17 protein-coding genes and 1 tRNA gene are annotated in these 17,929 nt (G+C 61.5%); 7 read left to right on the top strand and 11 right to left on the bottom strand.

Features of this window, described 5'->3' with window-relative positions:
- Positions 1-60: 60 nt before the first annotated feature.
- The 6 genes from QQF73_RS12560 to QQF73_RS12535 form a co-directional block, all read right to left on the bottom strand.
- Entirely contained in the window at positions 61-747 is a 687-nt protein-coding gene (locus tag QQF73_RS12560; protein WP_219867591.1) for a TVP38/TMEM64 family protein, read from the bottom strand.
- A gap of 431 nt (positions 748-1,178) precedes the next feature.
- On the bottom strand, positions 1,179-1,412 hold the full coding sequence (locus QQF73_RS12555) for a formate dehydrogenase subunit delta (protein ID WP_219867590.1): 234 nt from the start codon (positions 1,410-1,412) through the stop codon (positions 1,179-1,181).
- Positions 1,409-2,287: a formate dehydrogenase accessory sulfurtransferase FdhD gene (gene fdhD, locus QQF73_RS12550; protein ID WP_219867589.1), complete on the bottom strand. Its 879-nt coding sequence runs from the start codon at positions 2,285-2,287 to the stop codon at positions 1,409-1,411. The genes QQF73_RS12555 and fdhD overlap by 4 nt, the downstream gene beginning before the upstream one ends.
- Positions 2,268-5,183, bottom strand: coding sequence for a formate dehydrogenase subunit alpha (gene fdhF, locus QQF73_RS12545; protein WP_285368432.1), 2,916 nt, complete (start codon positions 5,181-5,183; stop codon positions 2,268-2,270). Before fdhF ends, fdhD begins: the two co-directional genes overlap by 20 nt.
- Before the next feature lie 2 nt (positions 5,184-5,185).
- Positions 5,186-6,745, bottom strand: coding sequence for a formate dehydrogenase beta subunit (locus QQF73_RS12540; protein ID WP_219867587.1), 1,560 nt, complete (start codon positions 6,743-6,745; stop codon positions 5,186-5,188).
- A 17-nt stretch (positions 6,746-6,762) separates the two neighbouring features.
- Positions 6,763-7,254, bottom strand: coding sequence for a formate dehydrogenase subunit gamma (locus tag QQF73_RS12535; protein WP_425607961.1), 492 nt, complete (start codon positions 7,252-7,254; stop codon positions 6,763-6,765).
- A 127-nt stretch (positions 7,255-7,381) separates the two neighbouring features.
- Between QQF73_RS12535 and QQF73_RS12530 the strand changes: the two genes are divergently transcribed.
- Complete coding sequence (locus tag QQF73_RS12530) at positions 7,382-8,458, top strand: substrate-binding domain-containing protein (protein ID WP_285368430.1); 1,077 nt, start codon at positions 7,382-7,384, stop codon at positions 8,456-8,458.
- Positions 8,459-8,579: 121 nt separating this feature from the next.
- Here QQF73_RS12530 and QQF73_RS12525 read toward each other — a convergent pair whose 3' ends face one another.
- The gene (locus QQF73_RS12525) at positions 8,580-9,203 is read right to left on the bottom strand and encodes a YbhB/YbcL family Raf kinase inhibitor-like protein (protein WP_219867584.1); all 624 of its coding nucleotides are present in this window, start codon (positions 9,201-9,203) and stop codon (positions 8,580-8,582) included.
- A gap of 174 nt (positions 9,204-9,377) precedes the next feature.
- Between QQF73_RS12525 and QQF73_RS12520 the strand changes: the two genes are divergently transcribed.
- The 3 genes from QQF73_RS12520 to QQF73_RS12510 all read left to right on the top strand — a co-directional run bounded on the left by QQF73_RS12520 (position 9,378) and on the right by QQF73_RS12510 (position 10,710).
- On the top strand, positions 9,378-9,710 hold the full coding sequence (locus QQF73_RS12520) for an ankyrin repeat domain-containing protein (RefSeq protein WP_219867583.1): 333 nt from the start codon (positions 9,378-9,380) through the stop codon (positions 9,708-9,710).
- 7 nt (positions 9,711-9,717) lie between these two features.
- Positions 9,718-10,458 carry a spermidine synthase gene (locus tag QQF73_RS12515; protein ID WP_285368429.1) on the top strand — a complete coding sequence of 247 codons (741 nt, stop codon included), beginning with the start codon at positions 9,718-9,720 and terminating at the stop codon, positions 10,456-10,458.
- A gap of 75 nt (positions 10,459-10,533) precedes the next feature.
- Positions 10,534-10,710 carry a hypothetical protein gene (locus tag QQF73_RS12510; RefSeq protein WP_219867581.1) on the top strand — a complete coding sequence of 59 codons (177 nt, stop codon included), beginning with the start codon at positions 10,534-10,536 and terminating at the stop codon, positions 10,708-10,710.
- 40 nt (positions 10,711-10,750) lie between these two features.
- Here the strand turns inward: QQF73_RS12510 and QQF73_RS12505 are convergent, their stop codons facing one another.
- Together QQF73_RS12505 and QQF73_RS12500 are read right to left on the bottom strand one after the other, a co-directional pair.
- Positions 10,751-12,139, bottom strand: a complete 1,389-nt coding sequence (locus tag QQF73_RS12505; protein WP_285368427.1) for an alanine/glycine:cation symporter family protein — start codon at positions 12,137-12,139, stop codon at positions 10,751-10,753.
- Between the two features lie 37 nt (positions 12,140-12,176).
- On the bottom strand, positions 12,177-12,737 hold the full coding sequence (locus QQF73_RS12500; RefSeq protein WP_219867579.1) for an LOG family protein: 561 nt from the start codon (positions 12,735-12,737) through the stop codon (positions 12,177-12,179).
- A 144-nt stretch (positions 12,738-12,881) separates the two neighbouring features.
- Here QQF73_RS12500 and QQF73_RS12495 point away from each other — a divergent pair, with 144 nt between their 5' ends.
- Complete coding sequence (locus QQF73_RS12495) at positions 12,882-14,990, top strand: NosR/NirI family protein (protein ID WP_285368426.1); 2,109 nt, start codon at positions 12,882-12,884, stop codon at positions 14,988-14,990.
- A 30-nt stretch (positions 14,991-15,020) separates the two neighbouring features.
- On the opposite strand, the gene QQF73_RS12490 is transcribed toward QQF73_RS12495, so the two are convergent.
- Entirely contained in the window at positions 15,021-15,575 is a 555-nt protein-coding gene (locus tag QQF73_RS12490; protein ID WP_219867577.1) for a carboxymuconolactone decarboxylase family protein, read from the bottom strand.
- A 119-nt stretch (positions 15,576-15,694) separates the two neighbouring features.
- Between QQF73_RS12490 and QQF73_RS12485 the strand changes: the two genes are divergently transcribed.
- Entirely contained in the window at positions 15,695-16,300 is a 606-nt protein-coding gene (locus tag QQF73_RS12485) for a TetR/AcrR family transcriptional regulator (RefSeq protein WP_219867576.1), read from the top strand.
- A gap of 170 nt (positions 16,301-16,470) precedes the next feature.
- On the top strand, positions 16,471-17,778 hold the full coding sequence (locus QQF73_RS12480) for an NAD(P)/FAD-dependent oxidoreductase (protein ID WP_219867575.1): 1,308 nt from the start codon (positions 16,471-16,473) through the stop codon (positions 17,776-17,778).
- A gap of 30 nt (positions 17,779-17,808) precedes the next feature.
- Here the strand turns inward: QQF73_RS12480 and QQF73_RS12475 are convergent.
- A tRNA-Gly gene (locus QQF73_RS12475) sits at positions 17,809-17,882 on the bottom strand.
- Positions 17,883-17,929: the final 47 nt, after the last annotated feature.

Below are 17,929 nucleotides of genomic sequence, written 5' to 3'. Positions count from 1 at the left end.
CATGAGGGGTCGTAAATCGAGATTCGGTGAAGCGGTTTAACGGATCGAGAAACGCCAGGATCAGGAGCTAAGGTGAAGCCAGCGCGAAAGACGGGACTGCGGCCTGCGGCTCAGATACCAGGGCAGGGTGCTCATGATCACCAGAATCAGGGCGGCGGCGGCAACGGTCAGTAACGGATTGAACTCAAAACTGTGGCCGAGCCCGGCAAAGACAAAGGTCATCGGTAACATGCCGATGGCCGAGGCCAGGGCGAAACGCCAGGCCCGAATCGCCGTGACGCCCGCCGCATAGCTGATCAGGGCGAACGAGAACAGGGGGATCAACCGGGTAATCAGGACCGCAACAAACAGGAACCGCTGCGAGCCGTTCACAGAAAACACCGGATTGTTTTCAAGCTTGCGCTGGACCACTTCTCGGCCCAGTACCCGGGCCAGGTAAAACGCGATCATAGCGCCGATCATAGCGCCTGCCACAGCAATCGCCGTGCCCTTGACCATGCCGAAGGCAAGACCCGAGGCCGCGCTGATCGGCAAGGTTGGAATCGGCCCGACAACCACCCCGAGGATCATCATCAGCATCAGCAACAGCGGCCCGAACATGCCTTGCTGGTTGAGCCAGTCGGAGATGGCTGCGGGCGACAGACTGGCCGGCATCCCCAGTTGGCGAAGTACCAGCCAGGTGGCCGCCATCACCAGCGCGACAATGGCCAGAAAGGAGAGACGAAATACCCAGTGTGAACGGTTCATTCGGGCATTCTACCCGTCAGGCGAGTCCGGGGAAGAAAGAATTAATGAATGAATGCGCAACCCTTCGCCTGTTTAGGTGTCCAAACGTTGTAAGGCATCTACCTCCGTTGGCCTGTCGGAGGCGGATGGCAGCAACAGACATGGAGGACATAGCGATGAAAACCCTAACACTGGCCGGACTCTTGCTCGCTTTCGCCATGAGCGGCTCAGTTCTAGCCGAAGGCGTAAGCAGTGAGGACCTCAAATGTGAAAACAACCCAGCTTGCCTTCAACAACCAGCGGGAGAAGACAGGCGTTAACGGGTCAGGCTATTGACCTGCCCAAAGAAACCGGCCGGCACTGGAATCAGGTGTCGGCCGAGTGATAAAACCGTCGTAGTAAACCTTTCCGCGACCGTGAGCGAGGTCGAAAACAAAACGCCCGGTGAATCCTCACGCTTCCTGGGGCTCTGACAGTCGTTTCACGGCGAGCCGGGAGACCGTGGAAAGTTCCAGGCCATCAGACTCGGCATAATCAATGATCTTCTGCTTCATGCTGCGAGCCCAGAACTTCCGAAGGTGGGTCGCGATCACCTCGGCAGACTGCTCCGCATCGCCATGGTGGAGATTGTTGGCACTGATCTGGTTGACCATCTTGATCAGATGCTGGAGCTGCTGATCACTCATTCCGACGTCTCCTCGCAGGCTGGGGCGTCCCCCCGGTTATAGATCACGTGTCGGCCGGGTCGGGCGAAGCCGATCAGGGTCATGTTGGCTGTGCGGGCTTCCCGAATGGCCAACGCGGTAGCGGCCGACACCGCCACCAGACAGGAGATACCGACACAGGCGCTCTTCTGCACCATCTCGAAACTGGCCCGGCTGGAGATCAGGACGAAGCCGTCGTCAAAGGCATCGGCGCCGTACCTCCGCATGCGGGCGCCGATCAGCTTGTCCAGGGCGTTGTGGCGACCGACGTCTTCCCGGGCCTGCAGGATCCGGCCGGTAGCGTCGCACCAGGCCGCACCGTGGGTGGCCCCGGTCTGGGCCTGCAGGGCCTGATGCTCCTTCAGCTGCGCCAGGGCCGCCTGCACGACGGCGTCCACGGGCACCGGCCAGGGCGGGACCGACGGAATCGGCCGTACCGCATGGGCCAGGGATTCGGTGCCACAGAGACCGCACCCGGTCCGACCGGTCAGGTTCCGGCGCTGTTCCCGCAACCGGGTGAACCGGTCGCCGGCGATGCGCATCTCCACCGACACGCCATCGCCGGTAACCTGGATGTCCAGATCAAACAGTTGCTCGGCGCGATCCAGGATCCCTTCACTCAGGCTGAAGCCCAGGGCGAAATCTTCCAGATCAGACGGCGACGCCATCATCACGGCATGGGAGACGCCGTTGTAGACCATCGCCACCGGCACTTCTTCGGCCACAGCGTCCTGCCCGGTCGCAGCACCCTTGATGCCGCCGCGCCCCTCCACCGGGGCGGAACTGACCGCCGCCGGCAGAGCCTGGTGACTATCGAGCGGATGAACAATCACCGGACTACTTGAGTGCCGTGGCATCGGAGGCCTCCGCGTGGATGGCGGCCGGGGTCAGCAACTGGTGCTGGCGCTGGTCGAACTGTTCGAAGTGGCGCTGCCAGGCCGAGGGCTGGGTGACCTTCTCCACCTGCACCGCCGTGACCTTGTATTCCGGGCAGTTAGTGGCCCAGTCCGAGCTGTCCGTGGTGATCACGTTGGCGCCACTGCCCGGATGGTGGAAGGTGGTGTACACCACCCCCGGCAACATGCGTTCGCTGATCCTGGCCCGCAGCACGGTCTGGCCGACCCGGCTGCTGACACCCAGCCAGTCGCCCTCGTGGACCCCCCGGAGCTCGGCGTCGCTGGGATGAATCTCCAGCACGTCCTCGTGGTGCCACTGGCTGTTCTCCGTACGCCGGGTCTGGGCGCCGACGTTGTACTGGGAGAGGATCCGGCCGGTGGTCAACAACAGCGGGAACTTGCGGTTGGTTTTCTCCTCGCTGGCAACATACTCGGTGACCGCAAACCTGCCCTTGCCGATGGGGAAATCGAGGGTGTGCATGGTCGGGGTTCCGTCCGGGTGCGCCTCGTTGCAGGGCCACTGGATACTGCCGAGCCGGTCCAGCTTTTCGTAGCTGACACCGGTGAAGGTCGGGGTCAGCCGGGCGATCTCGTCCATGATCTCGGACGGGTGACGGTAATCCATGGGATAGCCCAGGGCATTGGACAACGCCATGGTCACCTCCCAGTCTTCCAGCCCGGCCACCGGCGCCATCACCTTGCGCACCCGGTTGATGCGGCGCTCGGCGTTGGTGAAGGTGCCGTTTTTCTCCAGGAAGGTGGCGCCGGGCAGTAACACATGAGCAAACTTTGCGGTCTCGTTCAGGAAGATATCCTGCACGATCAGGCAATCAAGGGCCGACAGGGCGGCCTCCACATGCTGGGTATTGGGGTCGGACTGGGCGATGTCCTCGCCCTGCACGTACATGGCCTTGAAGCTGCCGGCGATAGCGGCGTCAAACATGTTGGGAATCCGAAGCCCGGGCTCGTCGTCAATGGTCACGCCCCAGACGTCCTCGAACCGGGCCCGCACCGCCGGATCACCGACATGCTGGTAGCCCGGGAGTTCGTGGGGGAAGGATCCCATGTCGCAGGAGCCCTGGACGTTGTTCTGGCCACGCAACGGGTTCACGCCCACGCCTTCCCGGCCGATATTGCCGGTGGCCATGGCCAGGTTAGCGATGCCCATCACCATGGTCGAGCCCTGGCTGTGCTCGGTGACCCCCAGGCCATAGTAAATGGCGCCATTGCCGGCTTCGGCGTAGGCCCGGGCGGCCTCCCGCACCAGCTGTGCCGACACCCCGGTGACCGCTTCCATGGCCTCGGGCGAGTTCCGCTCCCCGGCGATAAACTCCCGCCACTCATTGTACTGCCGGGGCTCACAGCGGCTCTCGATAAACGCCGTGTCCTCCAGACCCTCGGTCACCACCACGTGGGCGAGGGCATTGACCATGGCCACGTTGGTGCCCGGGCGCAGCGGCAGGTGGAGGCCCTTGCCGCCGTGGGGCGTGCTCAGCAGATCGATCCGGCGCGGGTCGATGACGATCAGTGTCGCGCCCTCGCGCAAGCGACGGCGCATCTGGGAGGCGAACACCGGGTGAGCATCCGTGGGGTTGGCCCCAATGACCACTATGGTGTCGGCTTTTATCACCGAGTCGAAGGTCTGGGTACCGGCGGATTCTCCGATGGTGGTTTTCAGACCGTAACCGGTCGGGGAGTGGCAGACCCGGGCACAGGTGTCGGTGTTGTTGTTACCGAACGCGGCCCGGATCAGTTTCTGCACCAGGTAGGTTTCCTCGTTGGTGCAGCGCGAGGAGGTGATGCCACCGATGCTTTCCCGGCCGTATTTGGCCTGGGTGTCCTTGAGCTTGTTCGCCGCAAACGCGATGGCCTCGTCCCAGGACACCACTTCCCACGGCGCGTTGGTGGCCTCCCGGATCATCGGCTCCTTGATCCGGTCCTTGTGGGTGGCATAACCAAAGGCGAAGCGGCCTTTCACACAGGAATGCCCGTGGTTGGCGTCGCCGCCCTTGTAAGGCACCATCCGCACCAGCTGATCGCCTTTCATTTCCGCCTTGAACGAGCAGCCCACCCCGCAGTAGGCGCAGGTGGTGACCACGCTGTGCTCAGGCTGACCAGCGTCGATCACACTCTTTTCCATCAGGGTTGAGGTGGGGCAGGCCTGGACACAGGCACCGCAGGACACACATTCGGAATCCATGAACGGCTCACTCTGGCCCGCGGCCACCTTGGACTCGAAGCCCCGGCCCTCGATGGTCAGGGCAAAGGTGCCCTGCACTTCCTCACAGGCACGCACACAGCGCGAGCAGACAATGCACTTGCTGGGATCAAAACTGAAGTAGGGGTTGGAGTCGTCCGTCTCTGCGTCCAGATGGTTCTCGCCCTGGAAGCCGTAACGTACCTTCCGCAGGCCCACGGTGCCGGCCACGTCCTGCAGTTCGCAGTTACCGTTGGCCGGGCAGGTCAGGCAGTCGAGCGGGTGGTCGGAGATATACAGCTCCATGATGTTGCGACGTAGTCTGGCGAGCTTGGCATTCTGGGTGGTGACCGCCATGCCCTCGGCCACCGGCGTGGTGCAGGAGGCCGGGTAGCCCCTCTGGCCCTCGATCTCGACCGCACACAGCCGACAGGAGCCGAAGGCCTCCAGGTTGTCCGAGGCACACAGTTTGGGAATGTTAATACCCGCCAGTGCCGCAGCCCGCAGCACTGAGGTGCCCTCGGGCACACGGATGGTGGTGCCGTCGATCGACACTGACACCTGGGCATCCGAGGGACTCGGCGGCGTCCCGTAGTCCAGGTCGGGGTTCAGGCCACCGGTGCCGGGATCGGTCTTGCTCGGGTCGTAGTAGTCCAGCATGGTCATGCCTCCACGCGCGTCGGTCGGACCGTCAGGTCGTCCGGAAAATGTCTGATCACGCTCTGCACCGGAAACGGGGTCATGCCCCCCATGGCGCACAGCGACCCATCCACCATGGTCTCGCACAGCTCTTCCAGCAGTACCAGGTTGGCATCCGGGTGGTCGCCGGCACGTATGCGGTCGATCACCTCCACCCCGCGCACCGAGCCGATGCGGCAGGGTGTGCACTTGCCGCAGGACTCGACGGTGCAGAATTCCATGGCGAAGCGGGCCTGCTCGCCCATGTCCACGGTGTCGTCAAACACCACCACGCCGCCGTGCCCAATGCCCGCGCCCAGTTCGGCGAAGGCTTCATAATCCAGTGGCGTATCCCACTGACTTTCGGGCAGGTAGGCCATCAGTGGTCCACCCACCTGGACGGCTTTCATCGACCGCCCGGTGACGGTGCCAGCGCCGAAATCCTCCAGTATGGCCCTGAGCGTGGTGCCGAAGGCCAGCTCGATCAGGCCGCCCTGCCGGATATTGCCCGCCAGCTGGATGGGCAGGGTACCGCGGGATCTGCCCATGCCGTAATCAGCATAGGCCTGGCCGCCGTGGGCCAGGATGAACGGCACCGCCGCCAGGGATAGGACGTTGTTGACCACGGTCGGCTGACCAAACAATCCCTTGATGGCCGGAAGCGGCGGTTTGGCCCGCACCATCCCACGCTTGCCTTCCAGGCTCTCCAGCAACGACGTTTCCTCGCCACAGATGTAGGCCCCCGCCCCCAGCCGGACTTCCAGGTGGAAGGCCCGGCCGCTGCCCCGGACATCATGGCCCAGATAGCCCGCGGCCCCGGCCCGCTCGATGGCCTCGTTGAGAATGCGATGGGCCAGCGGGTACTCCGAGCGCAGATAGATATAGCCCTGGGTGGCACCAACGCCCAGTCCGGCGATGATCATGCCCTCGATCAGCATGAACGGGTCGCACTCCATGACCAGCCGATCGGCGAAGGTGCCGGAGTCGCCCTCATCGGCGTTGCAGACAATGTATTTCTGTTGTTGCCAGGCTTCGTCGTGCACCGTCTGCCACTTGATCCCGGTGGGAAACGCCGCGCCGCCGCGGCCGCGCAGGCCGGAGGTTTTGACTTCGTCCACAATCGCTTGTGGGGCCAGGGTCACCGCCTTGTCCAGTCCCGCAAAACCGCCGTGGGCCCGATAGTCGGCAATCGACAGCGGGTCGATGATGCCGATGCGGGCAAAGGTCAGGCGCTGCTGTCGCCGGAGATAGGGCAATGTCTCGATGTCCCCGTGGCACAGTGCATGATCGGTGCTTGCCTCGAACAGGCCTGCCGCCACCAGGGCCGGAACGTCGTCCGGCTCCACCGGCCCATAGGCGACGCGGCCGTTGGGCGTCTCGACTTCCACCAGTGGTTCCAGCCAGAACAGGCCACGGGAGCCGTTACGCACCAGCTCGATGGGGTGTCCACGCCGGTCTGCCTGGACCTGAATCTGGCGCGCTACCTCATCGGCACCAAGCGACAGCGCAGTGGTATCACAGGGCACGTACACTCTCGTCACCATGATGGTTGCTCCTGTGGTTATTCCAGTTCCAGGGTGGCGGTGATCAGCCTGTCCGTCAGCCGGTCGAACTTCTGCGGGGTCATGCGGCCGTGTATGTCGTCATTGACCCGGATATTGGGTGCGCAGGCGCAGTTGCCCAGGCAATACACCGGCTCCAGGGTAAATTCGTTATCCGCCGTGGTGCCGTGATAGTCCACCCCGAGCCGCTGCCGAACGTGCGCCTCCAGAGTCCGGCCACCCATGGCCTGGCAGGCTTCGGCCCGGCATACCTGCACCGCATGGCTGCCGGCGGGCTGCGTGCGGAAATGGTGGTAAAAACTGATCACCCCGTGCACTTCGGCCCGGGTCTGCTGGAGGGATTCGGCGATGATGGCAACCGAACCCTCGGGGATGTAGCCAATCCGGTTCTGGACCGCATGGAGGATTGGGAGCAGGGCGCCGGGCTTGTGCTTCAGGGCGTCCACTTCCTCCCGAATCATGTCAGGCGTCCAGTCCCCTGCGCCGGCCATCATGACACCATCCACTGGTTGCTTGGCCCGCTCCGAGATATGCATAACTATTCCTACCTGCTTTTGTTCTGATAGAGTAATAGGCCTACGCTAGCACCCTGCCTTCGGCCACGGAATATGAAACTCTATGCATAGTAAGAAGCTGAACATCACACCCGCCTGGGTCTTTCGCACCGACGACGGCGAACTGTTCGAGCCGATCCTGTTCCGTCTTCTCGAGAGCATCCGCGACACCGGCAAACTGACCGCCGCAGCGCAAGGGGCCGGTATCTCCTACCGGCACGCCTGGAACCTCCTTCATCGTGGTACCGATTTCTTTGGCATGCCACTGGTTGTGATGCAGAAGGGCCAGGGCACCCGACTCTCGGAACTCGGCGACAAGTTGCTGTGGGCCGACCAGCGGGTGAAGGCACGGCTCGGCCCCCAGATCGACAGCATGGCCTCGGAACTCAACGACCAGATCCAGCAACTGCTGGCCGGCAGCCATCCCGTCCTGCAGCTTTACGCCAGCCACGGATACGCGGTGGCCCTGTTGCCGGAATTCTCGGACCAGGTCGAGACCAACCTCCAGTATCGCAATCCCGAAGAAGCCCTGTCGGCACTCGCCAACGGCGAATGTGATCTGGCCAGCTTCCACTTCCCCACGTGCCCGGAGCGGGCCCGGGACATCCTTGCCCACTACCGGCAGCATCTGTCCAACGACAACCTGAGGCTGATCCGCTTCGTCACCCGTCGCGAGGGCCTGATGATGCGCAAGGCCGACCAGGACCGGATCCGGAGCCTGCAGGATCTGGCCGCCTCCCAGCTGCGTTTCATCGGCCGGGACCGGCATTCAGGCAGCCGCGTTCTGTTTAACCTCCTGCTTCAGCAACAGGGCCTGGGGGAGGACAGCATCAACCGATCGCCTCAGCACGAATTCACCCACACCGCCGTGGCCGCCTTTGTCGCCGCCGGCATGGCGGACGTCGGATTCGGCGTGGAAGCCGCTGCCCAACAGTTTGACCTGGGATTCCTCGAGCTGGCCCGTGAGCACTATCTGCTGCTCTACCGCGAAGACCGGGTAAACCGGACCAGCCTCAGTCATCTTATTGACCTGATGCGTTCTGAACCCTTCATTGCCCGCCTGCAGGAGCTGCCCGGTTACGATCCGGACAAGCCCGGAGACGTCACCAGCTTTGAGGCGCTGATTGCCGAGGATGCCTGAACCAACCCGGCGGACGGCAGAAGAATGAATCAGGGCACAGGGGGCTTTGGAGGGAAAGCCGGAACCGGACAGTGCCGGTTCCATGGATACCAGATAATGGGTACTTAAGGCGGGATTGAGCTCAACGGAGCTCAGGGTTCAGGGTATAGGTCCCTGTCACCCGGGCACTGGCCAGAACGTGACCGGCCATGGCTTCGCGCACATCATTGCCATCAAATTCGCCACTCAGGCCCAGACTTTCCACGTCCAGGGCATGAACCTCGAAATGGTAGTGGTGGATGATTTCATCATTCCAGGGCGGGCAGGGGCCGTCATAACCGGCGTAGGTACCGGCCATATCCGGGTTGCCGGCCAGGAACTGGGTGTAGTTGTTTACCCCGCGGATGCCGATGGGGCCCGGACCAGGCTCCTTGCCCTTGGGAATGACGCCATCGCTGTCCTCACCCTCGGGAATGCGGCTGATGGTGGCGGGGACATCCACCAGCAGCCAGTGGAAGAAATCCACCCGGGGCAGGTCTTTTGCCACGGTCTTGCCTTCCTGGTTCACATCGTCCGCGACACTTGGTACATCCGGATCGAACATCATGACCACGAAGCTCCTGGTACCTTCCGGTGCGTCCTCCCAAACGGTCTCCGGGTTGCGATTGGGCCCGAAATTCATATGATCTTCTTCGCTGTAAACGCCAAACGCGAACTTTTCCGGTACCGGCTGACCTTCTTCGATGCCTTGAACCTTTAGTTTCACGGCGTTGCCTCCTGTTGATCGTTGGCTTATATCTCAGTCATGGTGTCTGGAACAGACCCGATCTGTGATAAAAGGGTTTTAGCAAGGGTATTGCCGGTCTGTCCAGATTAGCAGACGGCGAAGTTTCTACGCCCGGCGACTAGTACAGGCTCACTCACCACCACGGGAACCACCATGAGCGACCAAAATTCCGGCCAACCACAGCCACCAGAAAACCAGATGGATGAAGACGCCATTGCCTTTGCCCAGGGCCTTTTCGAACTGGCCCGCAAAGGCGCCGCAGGCCTGCTTGTGCCCCTGCTGGACGCCGGCGTGCCGGTGGATATCCGCACCAGCAACGGGGAAACCCTGTTGATGCTCGCCGCCGCCGGCAATCACGCTGACACCGTGCAACTGCTGCTGGAAAAAGGCGCTAACCCCGAGGCAACCGATGTCGACGGCACCACCGCGCTCGGCCACGCCCGCGCGGCCGGAGCCCAGGACACGATCGCCAAACTGAGTCAGTGACCGACCGATGCTCAACAAGGGGGAAATCATTCACCATGTTCGGGATACCCTCGGCAGCATCCTGGTGATCGACTACCGCAAGCATCGGGTCCTGACCTTCAACTCCGTTTTTGAGCAGAGCAAGATCGACCGCCGTCGGCCCTACCTGCCGGTCCACGAATACAACCGCGCGATGATGCTGCCAGCGGCCTTCGCCTCACCCGGGCACGTCACCATTCTGGGCCTTGGCGGCGGGGTCATGGCCAGCGCCTTCCACCACCTTTACCCGGAATGCCACATCCATGCCGTGGAACTGCGACAGGCCGTGCTGGATGTGTCCCGGGCCTTCTTCAGCCTGCCCCAGAGCAACCGGCTGACCGTCTCTGTCGGCGATGCCCGCAATGCCCTGGAGCTGCTCCCGGATGCCAGTACCGATATGATCCTCGCCGATCTCTACAATGCCGACCGCATGAGCCCGGCCCAGGCCCAGCGGATGTTCATCAATCACTGCAGCCGCGCGCTCAGTCCGTCGGGCTGGCTGGCCCTGAACTACCATCGGACCCCGGACCCCGAGGGTCCGTATTTTCGGCAGCTGCGCAAACAGTTTCCGGTGCTTCTGATGTTCCGCAGCAAAACCAACAACACGGTTATCTACGCCAGCAAGAAACCCTTCGAAGCCCTGCATGAACGGGACCCGGCCCTGTTGGCGCTGGAAAAGCGGCTGCCCATCGGCTGGCGCAAATTAATGACCAGGGTGAGCCGGCTTTGAACTCGCACCCTTGATCAATGGTCAGGATGATCCATAGTAATAACTAGGGATGTTTGCCACTTGAGGGGACAGGTCATGAGCGATGAAGACTACAAGAAACTCCACCCGATACTGAACGAGGTCACCCAGACCTACGTGAGCCTGTATACCAACAGACCCAATGAGAAGAATCGGGAACAGCTGATCAAACTCGAAGCCCTGTTGCACGAAAAACTGGAGCAGCTGAAGAAAGCGCGGGACGAAAACGAATAACCCAACCGCCAATCCGAGCCGTGCCCGCAGAACGGAAACATCACACCACCGCTTCCGTGGCCTTGCGCTCAAAGTAATCCCGGGTCATCCGGACCACCAGGGGGGAAAGCAGCAGCAGCGCGATCAGGTTGGGCACGGCCATCAAGCCGTTGGCGATGTCGCACAGCCCCCAGATCAACTCCAGATCCATCACTGCACCCAGCGGCAGTAGCAAGCAGAAGAGTTTCCGGTAGACCCGAATCCGCCGGTTGCCGAACAGGTAACCGGTGCCACGATCGCCATAGTAGCTCCACCCAACCACGCTTGAAAACGAGAAGAACAACAACGAGAGGGTGACCGCCAGCTTGCCCAGATCGGGTACGGCGGAATTGAATGCCATGGTGGTCAGTTCCGAGCCGCTGACCCCGGTGGTCCAGACCCCGGTGGTGATGATGACCAGGGCGGTGATGGTGCACACCACCAGGGTATCGAACAGTGGTCCGTTCATTGCCACCAACCCGGCCCGCACCGGCTCATCTGACCGGACTGCCGCCATCGCAATGGGCGTTGTTCCCAAGCCTGCCTCATTGCTGAACACACCCCGGGCCACGCCAAACTGAATGGTGGTCATGACCGCCGCACCGGCAAAACCACCGGTGGCGGCGGTACCGGTAAAGGCATCGGAAATAATGCTGACGAAGGCTGCCGGAACCGCGTCCGCATTCAGCCCGAGCACCACCAGCGCACTGCCGACATAAACAACAAACATCAGCGGCACCAGCCGCGAGACCACCCGGCCAATGCGGCGGATCCCGCCCACGATCACCAACCAGATCAGCGCGCCATAGAGGATGCCGATGGCCAGCTTGACCCCGAAAACCGTCCCCACCCGGGGCTCGTAGCCGACGATGTCACGCAAGGAGAACTCCAGGGTATCGGCCACAGAATTGGCTTCCACCATGTTGCCCGTGCCATAGGCGGCGATGATTGCGCAGAGGGCAAAAAACTGGGCCAGGGGTTTCCATTTTGGCCCGAGCCCGCGCTCAATGTAGTACATGGGTCCACCGGCATAGCCGGTTTCCGGGTCGTAAACGCGGAACCTCAGGGCCAGCGTGGTACTGGCAAAAACCGTCGCCATGCCGACAAGGGCGGTAACCCACATCCAGAAAATGGCACCCGGGCCACCCAGGGCGATGGCGGTCGCCACACCGGCAATATTGCCGTTGCCAATGGCCGCGGACAGGGCCACGGTGAGTGCGCTGAAATGACTGAGCTCGCCGGTCAGGGAATCTTCCACATCCCGGCCGCTCGCAATCCGAAGGGACAGGCCGAGACGGAACAGCTGGATAAAACGCAGGCGCACGCTCAGAAAAAGTCCGGTTCCGACCAACAACGCGATGGTCAGCGGCCCCCAGACAATTTCTCCGACGCCCTCCACCAGTTCCTGCATGCCAGCATGTCCCTTTTGGCCGGGCCCGTAACTCTGATCAGGTCCATTTTTCGTGCGGCGGCCGGTACTGACGGAACCCTTCCAGAAGCTGCCCGGGAGTATCCGCCACCACCAGCATGTCGATGTATTCCTGTTTCAGGAAACCCGCCGCCTTCATGGTCCGGACCATTTCCAGCAGCGGATCGTAGAAGCCACCAACGTTGTAAAGTCCGCAAGGCTTTCGATGGAATCCAAGCTGGCCCCAGGTCCAGGCCTCGAAGATTTCCTCGAGCGTCCCGATGCCTCCGGGCAGGGCAATAAAGCCGTCGGCCAGCTCGGCCATCTTCGCCTTGCGCTCGTGCATGTCCCGGACCACAAACAGCTCGGTTAGGCCCGAATGAGCCAGCTCCCGATCCCGCAGGTGCTCCGGAATCACGCCATAGACCTGGCCGCCACTCTCCAGCACCGAGTCGGCAACGACCCCCATCAACCCGACGTGACCGCCACCGAACACCAGATCCACGCCATTGGCACCAAGGAATTCCCCCAGCTCCCTGGCCTTGCGGGCATACTGCGGGTCAGTTCCCGATCGGGAACCGCAATACACGGCAACTTTCATCCAATCCTCACTCGTTCGTCTGGCGCCGGAAAATCGATGATCTCCTCACAAAGTAGCAGAGAGCTGGCTCCGAGGTCGCATTGAGCCATCGCCCAGAAGCTCTAGCATGAAGTGTCAAACAACAAGAAATCCCAGGAGTTTCCCATGGCAGGGCGCATCGTGCTCTTACTGGCGTGCCTGTTCTTGCTGTCCAGCGCCCGTGCGGAGCTGTCGGAAAGTAAGCGGGCGATGATCCAGGAGCTGTTCCCGAAAGCGACAGTGATCGACGACAAACTGTCGGATTTCCCCGTGTACCCGGTGTATCAGCTCCAGGAACTGCTGGGCTATGCCTACGAATCGGCGGATCTGAGCCGGCTACAGGGGTTTGCCGGCAAACCGATCCAGCTGCTGGTCGGGTTGGATGCCCGTGGCCGTTTTACCGGGGTCCGGGTGCTGGATCACCACGAACCGGTATTCCTGCATGGCCTCGGCGAGCAGCCTCTGTTCGACTTCGTCGACCAGTATACCGGGCGCTCCCTGCGCGAACAGATCCTCGTCGACACTTCAAACTCCAGCCGCAGCAGCAAGGACCCGGACGGTAATGTGGTCCATTTTGACGGAGTCAGCAGGGCCACGGTGTCGGTGTTGATCGTCAATGATACCGTGCTGTCGTCGGCCCTGAAGGTTGCCCGCGCTAAACTCGAGGGCTTCAGCCAGGCCACTCCCACCCGCGCCCGACCGGATTTCTTCGAGCCGTTGTCCTGGCAGGAGCTGATCGATCGCGGTTACCTCAGTCATTGGCAGGTGGCCAAGGATACGGTGGAACAGGCCCTGGGCCGGCCTCTGTCAGATTACCCGGGCACCCCGGAACCCCGGCCCGGCGAGCCGTTTACCGAGCTGTTCTACGGCTACGTGAATTCGCCCATGGTGGGGCGCAACCTGCTGGGACAGGAGGGCTATGCCCAACTGCGGGAGAAGGCCGGGGACGACGCCAAGATTCTGGTGGTGATGTCCCGCGGGCGGTTTACCCATCTGTCCGAGGACTTTGTCCCCGCCAGCGCCCCGGACCGGCTGGGCATGGTCCAGAACAACCTGTCACTGGAGCTTCGGGACCTGAACATGTTCGGTGGCAGTATCCAACTGCAGGCCGATTCGATGCCGGAATTTGCCCAACAGACCCTGTTCCGGGTCGGAGGCAACGCCGGCTTCAATCCCGGCGCCGCGGCGACGCTCCGCCTGAACGTGGAGCTTGCGCGCAATCACCTGATGGTCGACCGGACCACGCTGGACGTACCGGTCGCCTTCCCCGAAAAACTGTTCGAGACCGTCGAGGTGGCGCCGTTGCCGGAGCAGACGCGGGCGCCGGTCTGGGTGGGCCTGTGGAAGGAACGCTGGTGGCAAATCTCGTTGCTGGTTAGCGGGCTGGCCGTACTGACGGTGTTCTTCGCGAAACAGCGAACCCTGAGCCGGTATCCGGCCCTGGTGCACCGGTTCCGTTGGGGCTTCCTGTTCTTCACGCTGTTCTTTATCGGTTTCTATGCCCAGGGTCAGCTCTCGGTGGTCAACATCTACACTCTGTTCCTGGCGATCTGGGATGGCTTTTCGCTGGATGTGTTCCTGCTTGATCCCATTCTGTTCATTCTCTGGACCTACACCTTCATTACGCTGTTCATCTGGGGACGTGGGCTGTTTTGTGGCTGGCTGTGCCCGTTCGGGGCTCTGCAGGAGATGGCCGCCTGGCTCGGCGAGAAACTGCGGTTCCCCCAGGCCAAGGTGCCGGAACGGTGGCACCGCAGGTTGATCCTGCTCAAATACCCGATCCTGCTCGGGCTGGTTGGCACGGCCTTCTACTCGCTGACGCTGGCTGAACAGCTGGCCGAGGTGGAACCCTTCAAAACCGGTATTACCCTGTTTTTCGTCCGGTACTGGCCGTTTGTGGCCTATGCCGTAGGCCTCCTGCTGGTGGGCATGTTTATCCACAAGTTCTATTGTCGCTATCTGTGCCCACTGGGCGCCGGGCTCGCCGTTCTCGGCCGGCTGCGCCTGTTCAGCTGGCTGGATCGCGTGGAACTGTGCGGCAGCCCCTGTCAGCACTGCAAAAACGAGTGCGGTATCAATGCCATCCGCAAGGACGGGCGAATCGATTACGACGAATGCATCCAGTGCCTGGAGTGCGTGGTCATCCTGAACGCGGAGGACGAGTGTGTCGACAAACGCCTCCAGAACCGGAAGCGGGAAAGGCAGGCCAGCATTCTGGCGACGGACGCGGGCTGAGCTCGCGTCCGCAACGCGCGTTCGCCTTGCTTATTTGGCTTTTTGCCAGGCGAACTTCTGGAACGCCTCGTCGACCGGCGTCTCGGCAATGTGGTTTATGTAATTGCTCATCACCTTTTGCGAAAGCACCAGAATCACCTCAAGAACGTGGCGGTGCTCGTATCCGGCTTGATAGAAGGCATCGAGATCCTCCCGATTAACCTCGCCGCGCTTGCGCGTCACTGCCAGGGTGAAAGTCCTCAGTGCTTCCAGCTTCTCGCTGGGTAGCGGCGTCTCGTCGCGCAGCGCGTTAATAATGTCGTCGGATACTTTCATGCTCTTGGCAATACCAGTGTGCGCGGGCACACAGTAGTGACAAGCATGCTCGACGTTGATGGTTTGCCAGACCACCGTGGTTTCGTCGTTGTCGAAACTGCTGTCGAGGACCAGTTGATGCAGTTTCTGGTAGCCCTCCAGCACCGTGGGTGCCTCTGCCATTACTGCGTGCAATCCCGGTATCATGCCGAACCCCTTCAGCGAGTTTTCCAACAGAGGCTTGGCCCTTTCCGGGGCAGTAGTTTCATCGTGCAATGTGAAATCGGTCATAACAGACTCCTTTTTTGAGTGATCGTTCAATAATGACTTCAGGCTACCTGTTCTTGAGCAGTCATTCAAGTTATAATTGAGCGGTCACTCAAAATATCTTTTCACGACACACTGACACTATGGCCAGAAACGCCCGATACGACCGAACAACGGCTTTGCAGAAAGCGGTCACCCTGTTCTGGGAGCGGGGTTATCACGGCAGCTCCATGAAACAGATCGAACAAGCACTGGACATGCGACCGGGCAGCATCTATGCCTCGTTTGGCAACAAGGACAATCTGTTCTCCGAAGCACTGGCCATGTACGCCGACCAGGGTGCGCAGGAGCTGTCGGGCTACCTGCAAGAGGCCCCGTCCATCGTGGATGGTCTGCAGGCCTATCTGCGGGGGATTGCCAATGGCGGCAGGAAAGCCGTAGCCCAGCCCTCACGCGCGTGCATGATCGTCAAAACCCTGCTGGAATCCAGCAACACGCACCCTGCGCTGGCCCGGCAGGCCCAGCGCATCCTGGCGTCCATTCAGGATGTGATTCATGATGCGCTTGAACAGGCCAAGGCGCAGGGCGAGCTGATCGAAACCACCGATTGCCAGCGACTGGCGCGTCTGCTGCAGGCCCAGATCGTTGCCCTCCGCTCCATGGCCGAACGCAAGCTGGCGCCCGAGGAGCTCTCCGAACTCGGTGATGACGTCGCCTCGATACTCGACAGCTACCGCACCCAACACTGAGGTCCGGGGGTGCCCATTGCACTTCCGTAGAATTGTGCCTGCGCCATTGCTCGCGTTACTATTATTCGGGTCAGTGTTAGCACCCTACCTTTTCACCAGGCCCAGTGACGACAGCCAAGCGCTTTGCCCCGAAGAGTGCTTGGCTCTCTTCACTTAAAGGGCTGATTGTTATGGATAACCTTCATCATATAGTGGTGGTTGGCGGTGGTGCCGGCGGACTTGAGCTGGTGACCAGTCTGGGCGACAAGCTTGGCAGGAAGGGCAAGGCCCGGATCACGCTTCTGGATGCCGGCCTGACCCATGTCTGGAAACCGCTTCTGCACGAGGTCGCGTCCGGCTCGCTTGACGCCAATGCCAACGAAATCAACTATCGCGCCCACGCCCGCAAACACCATTATGAGTTCCAGCTGGGCCGGATGAGTGGCCTGGATCGCTCGTCAAAGCAGCTTGTGGTGGCGCCTTTCCACGATGAGGACGGCGAGGAAGTGGTGCCCGAGCGCCGAATCAGTTATGACACCCTGGTGATTGCCGTCGGCAGCACAGCAAATGACTTCGGTACGCCCGGCGCCCAGGAGCACTGCCTGTTCCTGGACAGCCTGAAACAGGCCCGCCGGTTCCATAACCTGATGCTCAATGCGTTTTTGCGGAAGAACCACGAGGCGCTTGAGGGTGAGGACCATACCCTGAACCTCACTATTATCGGGGCCGGCGCCACCGGCGTGGAACTGGCGGCGGAGTTGCGCCTGGCGTCAAGGGAACTGCCGGTTTACGGTATGAATCACCTGAAATCCTCGGATGTTTCAATCACGGTCATTGAAGCTGCCGACCGCATTCTGCCGGCATTGCCTGCGCGACTGTCAGCTGCCGCCAACCGGGAGCTGGAACGCCAGCACATTCAGGTACTCACCGGCCAACCGGTCAGTGAAGTCCGGGCAAGCAGCATTGTCATGAAAGACGGCAGCGAATTGCCCTCGGAAATGACCATCTGGGCCGCAGGCATCAAGGCACCGGCGTTCCTGGCCGAGCTCGGACTGGAAGCCAACAAGGGCAACCAGCTGGTCGTCAAGCAGACGCTTCAGACCACCAGGGACGAGGACATCTATGCCTTCGGTGACTGCGCCGCTTGCCCCCAGCCGGATTCAGACCGGTCGGTACCCCCTCGGGCCCAGGCCGCTCATCAACAGGCAGACGCTCTGTTCAAAACTCTGTGCAACCGCATCAAGGGTGGCGAGGCCGTCCCCTTCGTCTACAACGACCATGGCTCACTGATCAATTTCAGTCGCTACACCACCGTCGGCAACCTGATGGGCAACCTGTCCGGTCGGAGCATGTATATCGAAGGCAAGGTGGCGAGGTTGTTCTACGTGTCCCTGTACCGCATGCACCAGGTGGCGCTGCACGGATTTGTGCGAACCGGCATTATCTGGTTGATGGATAAAATCAGCCGTGCGATGCACCCACGTCTCAAACTACACTAGAAAGGAACCGGGCACTGTCCCCGGAAGCAATGGAGCGGGTGAAGGGAATCGAACCCTCGTATGCAGCTTGGGAAGCTGCCGTTCTACCATTGAACTACACCCGCATTAGTTGATGGCCGCGAGAGCAATATAAGCGGTCATGGCGCCTATG

This window comes from Marinobacter albus (assembly GCF_030238305.1).
Taxonomy (GTDB): domain Bacteria; phylum Pseudomonadota; class Gammaproteobacteria; order Pseudomonadales; family Oleiphilaceae; genus Marinobacter; species Marinobacter albus.
Note: the sequence above shows the minus strand (reverse complement) of the source record. Positions and strands in the feature narration are given on the sequence as shown.

Excerpts from the sequence above, each read along its gene's own strand:
- QQF73_RS12560 (WP_219867591.1), bottom strand. The coding sequence starts at position 747 with ATGAACCGTTCACACTGGGTATTTCGTCTCTCCTTTCTGGCCATTGTC.
- QQF73_RS12555 (WP_219867590.1), bottom strand. The coding sequence starts at position 1,412 with ATGAGTGATCAGCAGCTCCAGCATCTGATCAAGATGGTCAACCAGATC.
- fdhD (WP_219867589.1), bottom strand. The coding sequence starts at position 2,287 with ATGCCACGGCACTCAAGTAGTCCGGTGATTGTTCATCCGCTCGATAGT.
- fdhF (WP_285368432.1), bottom strand. The coding sequence starts at position 5,183 with ATGCTGGACTACTACGACCCGAGCAAGACCGATCCCGGCACCGGTGGC.
- QQF73_RS12540 (WP_219867587.1), bottom strand. The coding sequence starts at position 6,745 with ATGGTGACGAGAGTGTACGTGCCCTGTGATACCACTGCGCTGTCGCTT.
- QQF73_RS12535 (WP_425607961.1), bottom strand. The coding sequence starts at position 7,254 with ATGGCCGGCGCAGGGGACTGGACGCCTGACATGATTCGGGAGGAAGTG.
- QQF73_RS12530 (WP_285368430.1), top strand. The coding sequence starts at position 7,382 with ATGCATAGTAAGAAGCTGAACATCACACCCGCCTGGGTCTTTCGCACC.
- QQF73_RS12520 (WP_219867583.1), top strand. The coding sequence starts at position 9,378 with ATGAGCGACCAAAATTCCGGCCAACCACAGCCACCAGAAAACCAGATG.
- QQF73_RS12515 (WP_285368429.1), top strand. The coding sequence starts at position 9,718 with ATGCTCAACAAGGGGGAAATCATTCACCATGTTCGGGATACCCTCGGC.
- QQF73_RS12510 (WP_219867581.1), top strand. The coding sequence starts at position 10,534 with ATGAGCGATGAAGACTACAAGAAACTCCACCCGATACTGAACGAGGTC.
- QQF73_RS12505 (WP_285368427.1), bottom strand. The coding sequence starts at position 12,139 with ATGCAGGAACTGGTGGAGGGCGTCGGAGAAATTGTCTGGGGGCCGCTG.
- QQF73_RS12500 (WP_219867579.1), bottom strand. The coding sequence starts at position 12,737 with ATGAAAGTTGCCGTGTATTGCGGTTCCCGATCGGGAACTGACCCGCAG.
- QQF73_RS12495 (WP_285368426.1), top strand. The coding sequence starts at position 12,882 with ATGGCAGGGCGCATCGTGCTCTTACTGGCGTGCCTGTTCTTGCTGTCC.
- QQF73_RS12490 (WP_219867577.1), bottom strand. The coding sequence starts at position 15,575 with ATGACCGATTTCACATTGCACGATGAAACTACTGCCCCGGAAAGGGCC.
- QQF73_RS12485 (WP_219867576.1), top strand. The coding sequence starts at position 15,695 with ATGGCCAGAAACGCCCGATACGACCGAACAACGGCTTTGCAGAAAGCG.
- QQF73_RS12480 (WP_219867575.1), top strand. The coding sequence starts at position 16,471 with ATGGATAACCTTCATCATATAGTGGTGGTTGGCGGTGGTGCCGGCGGA.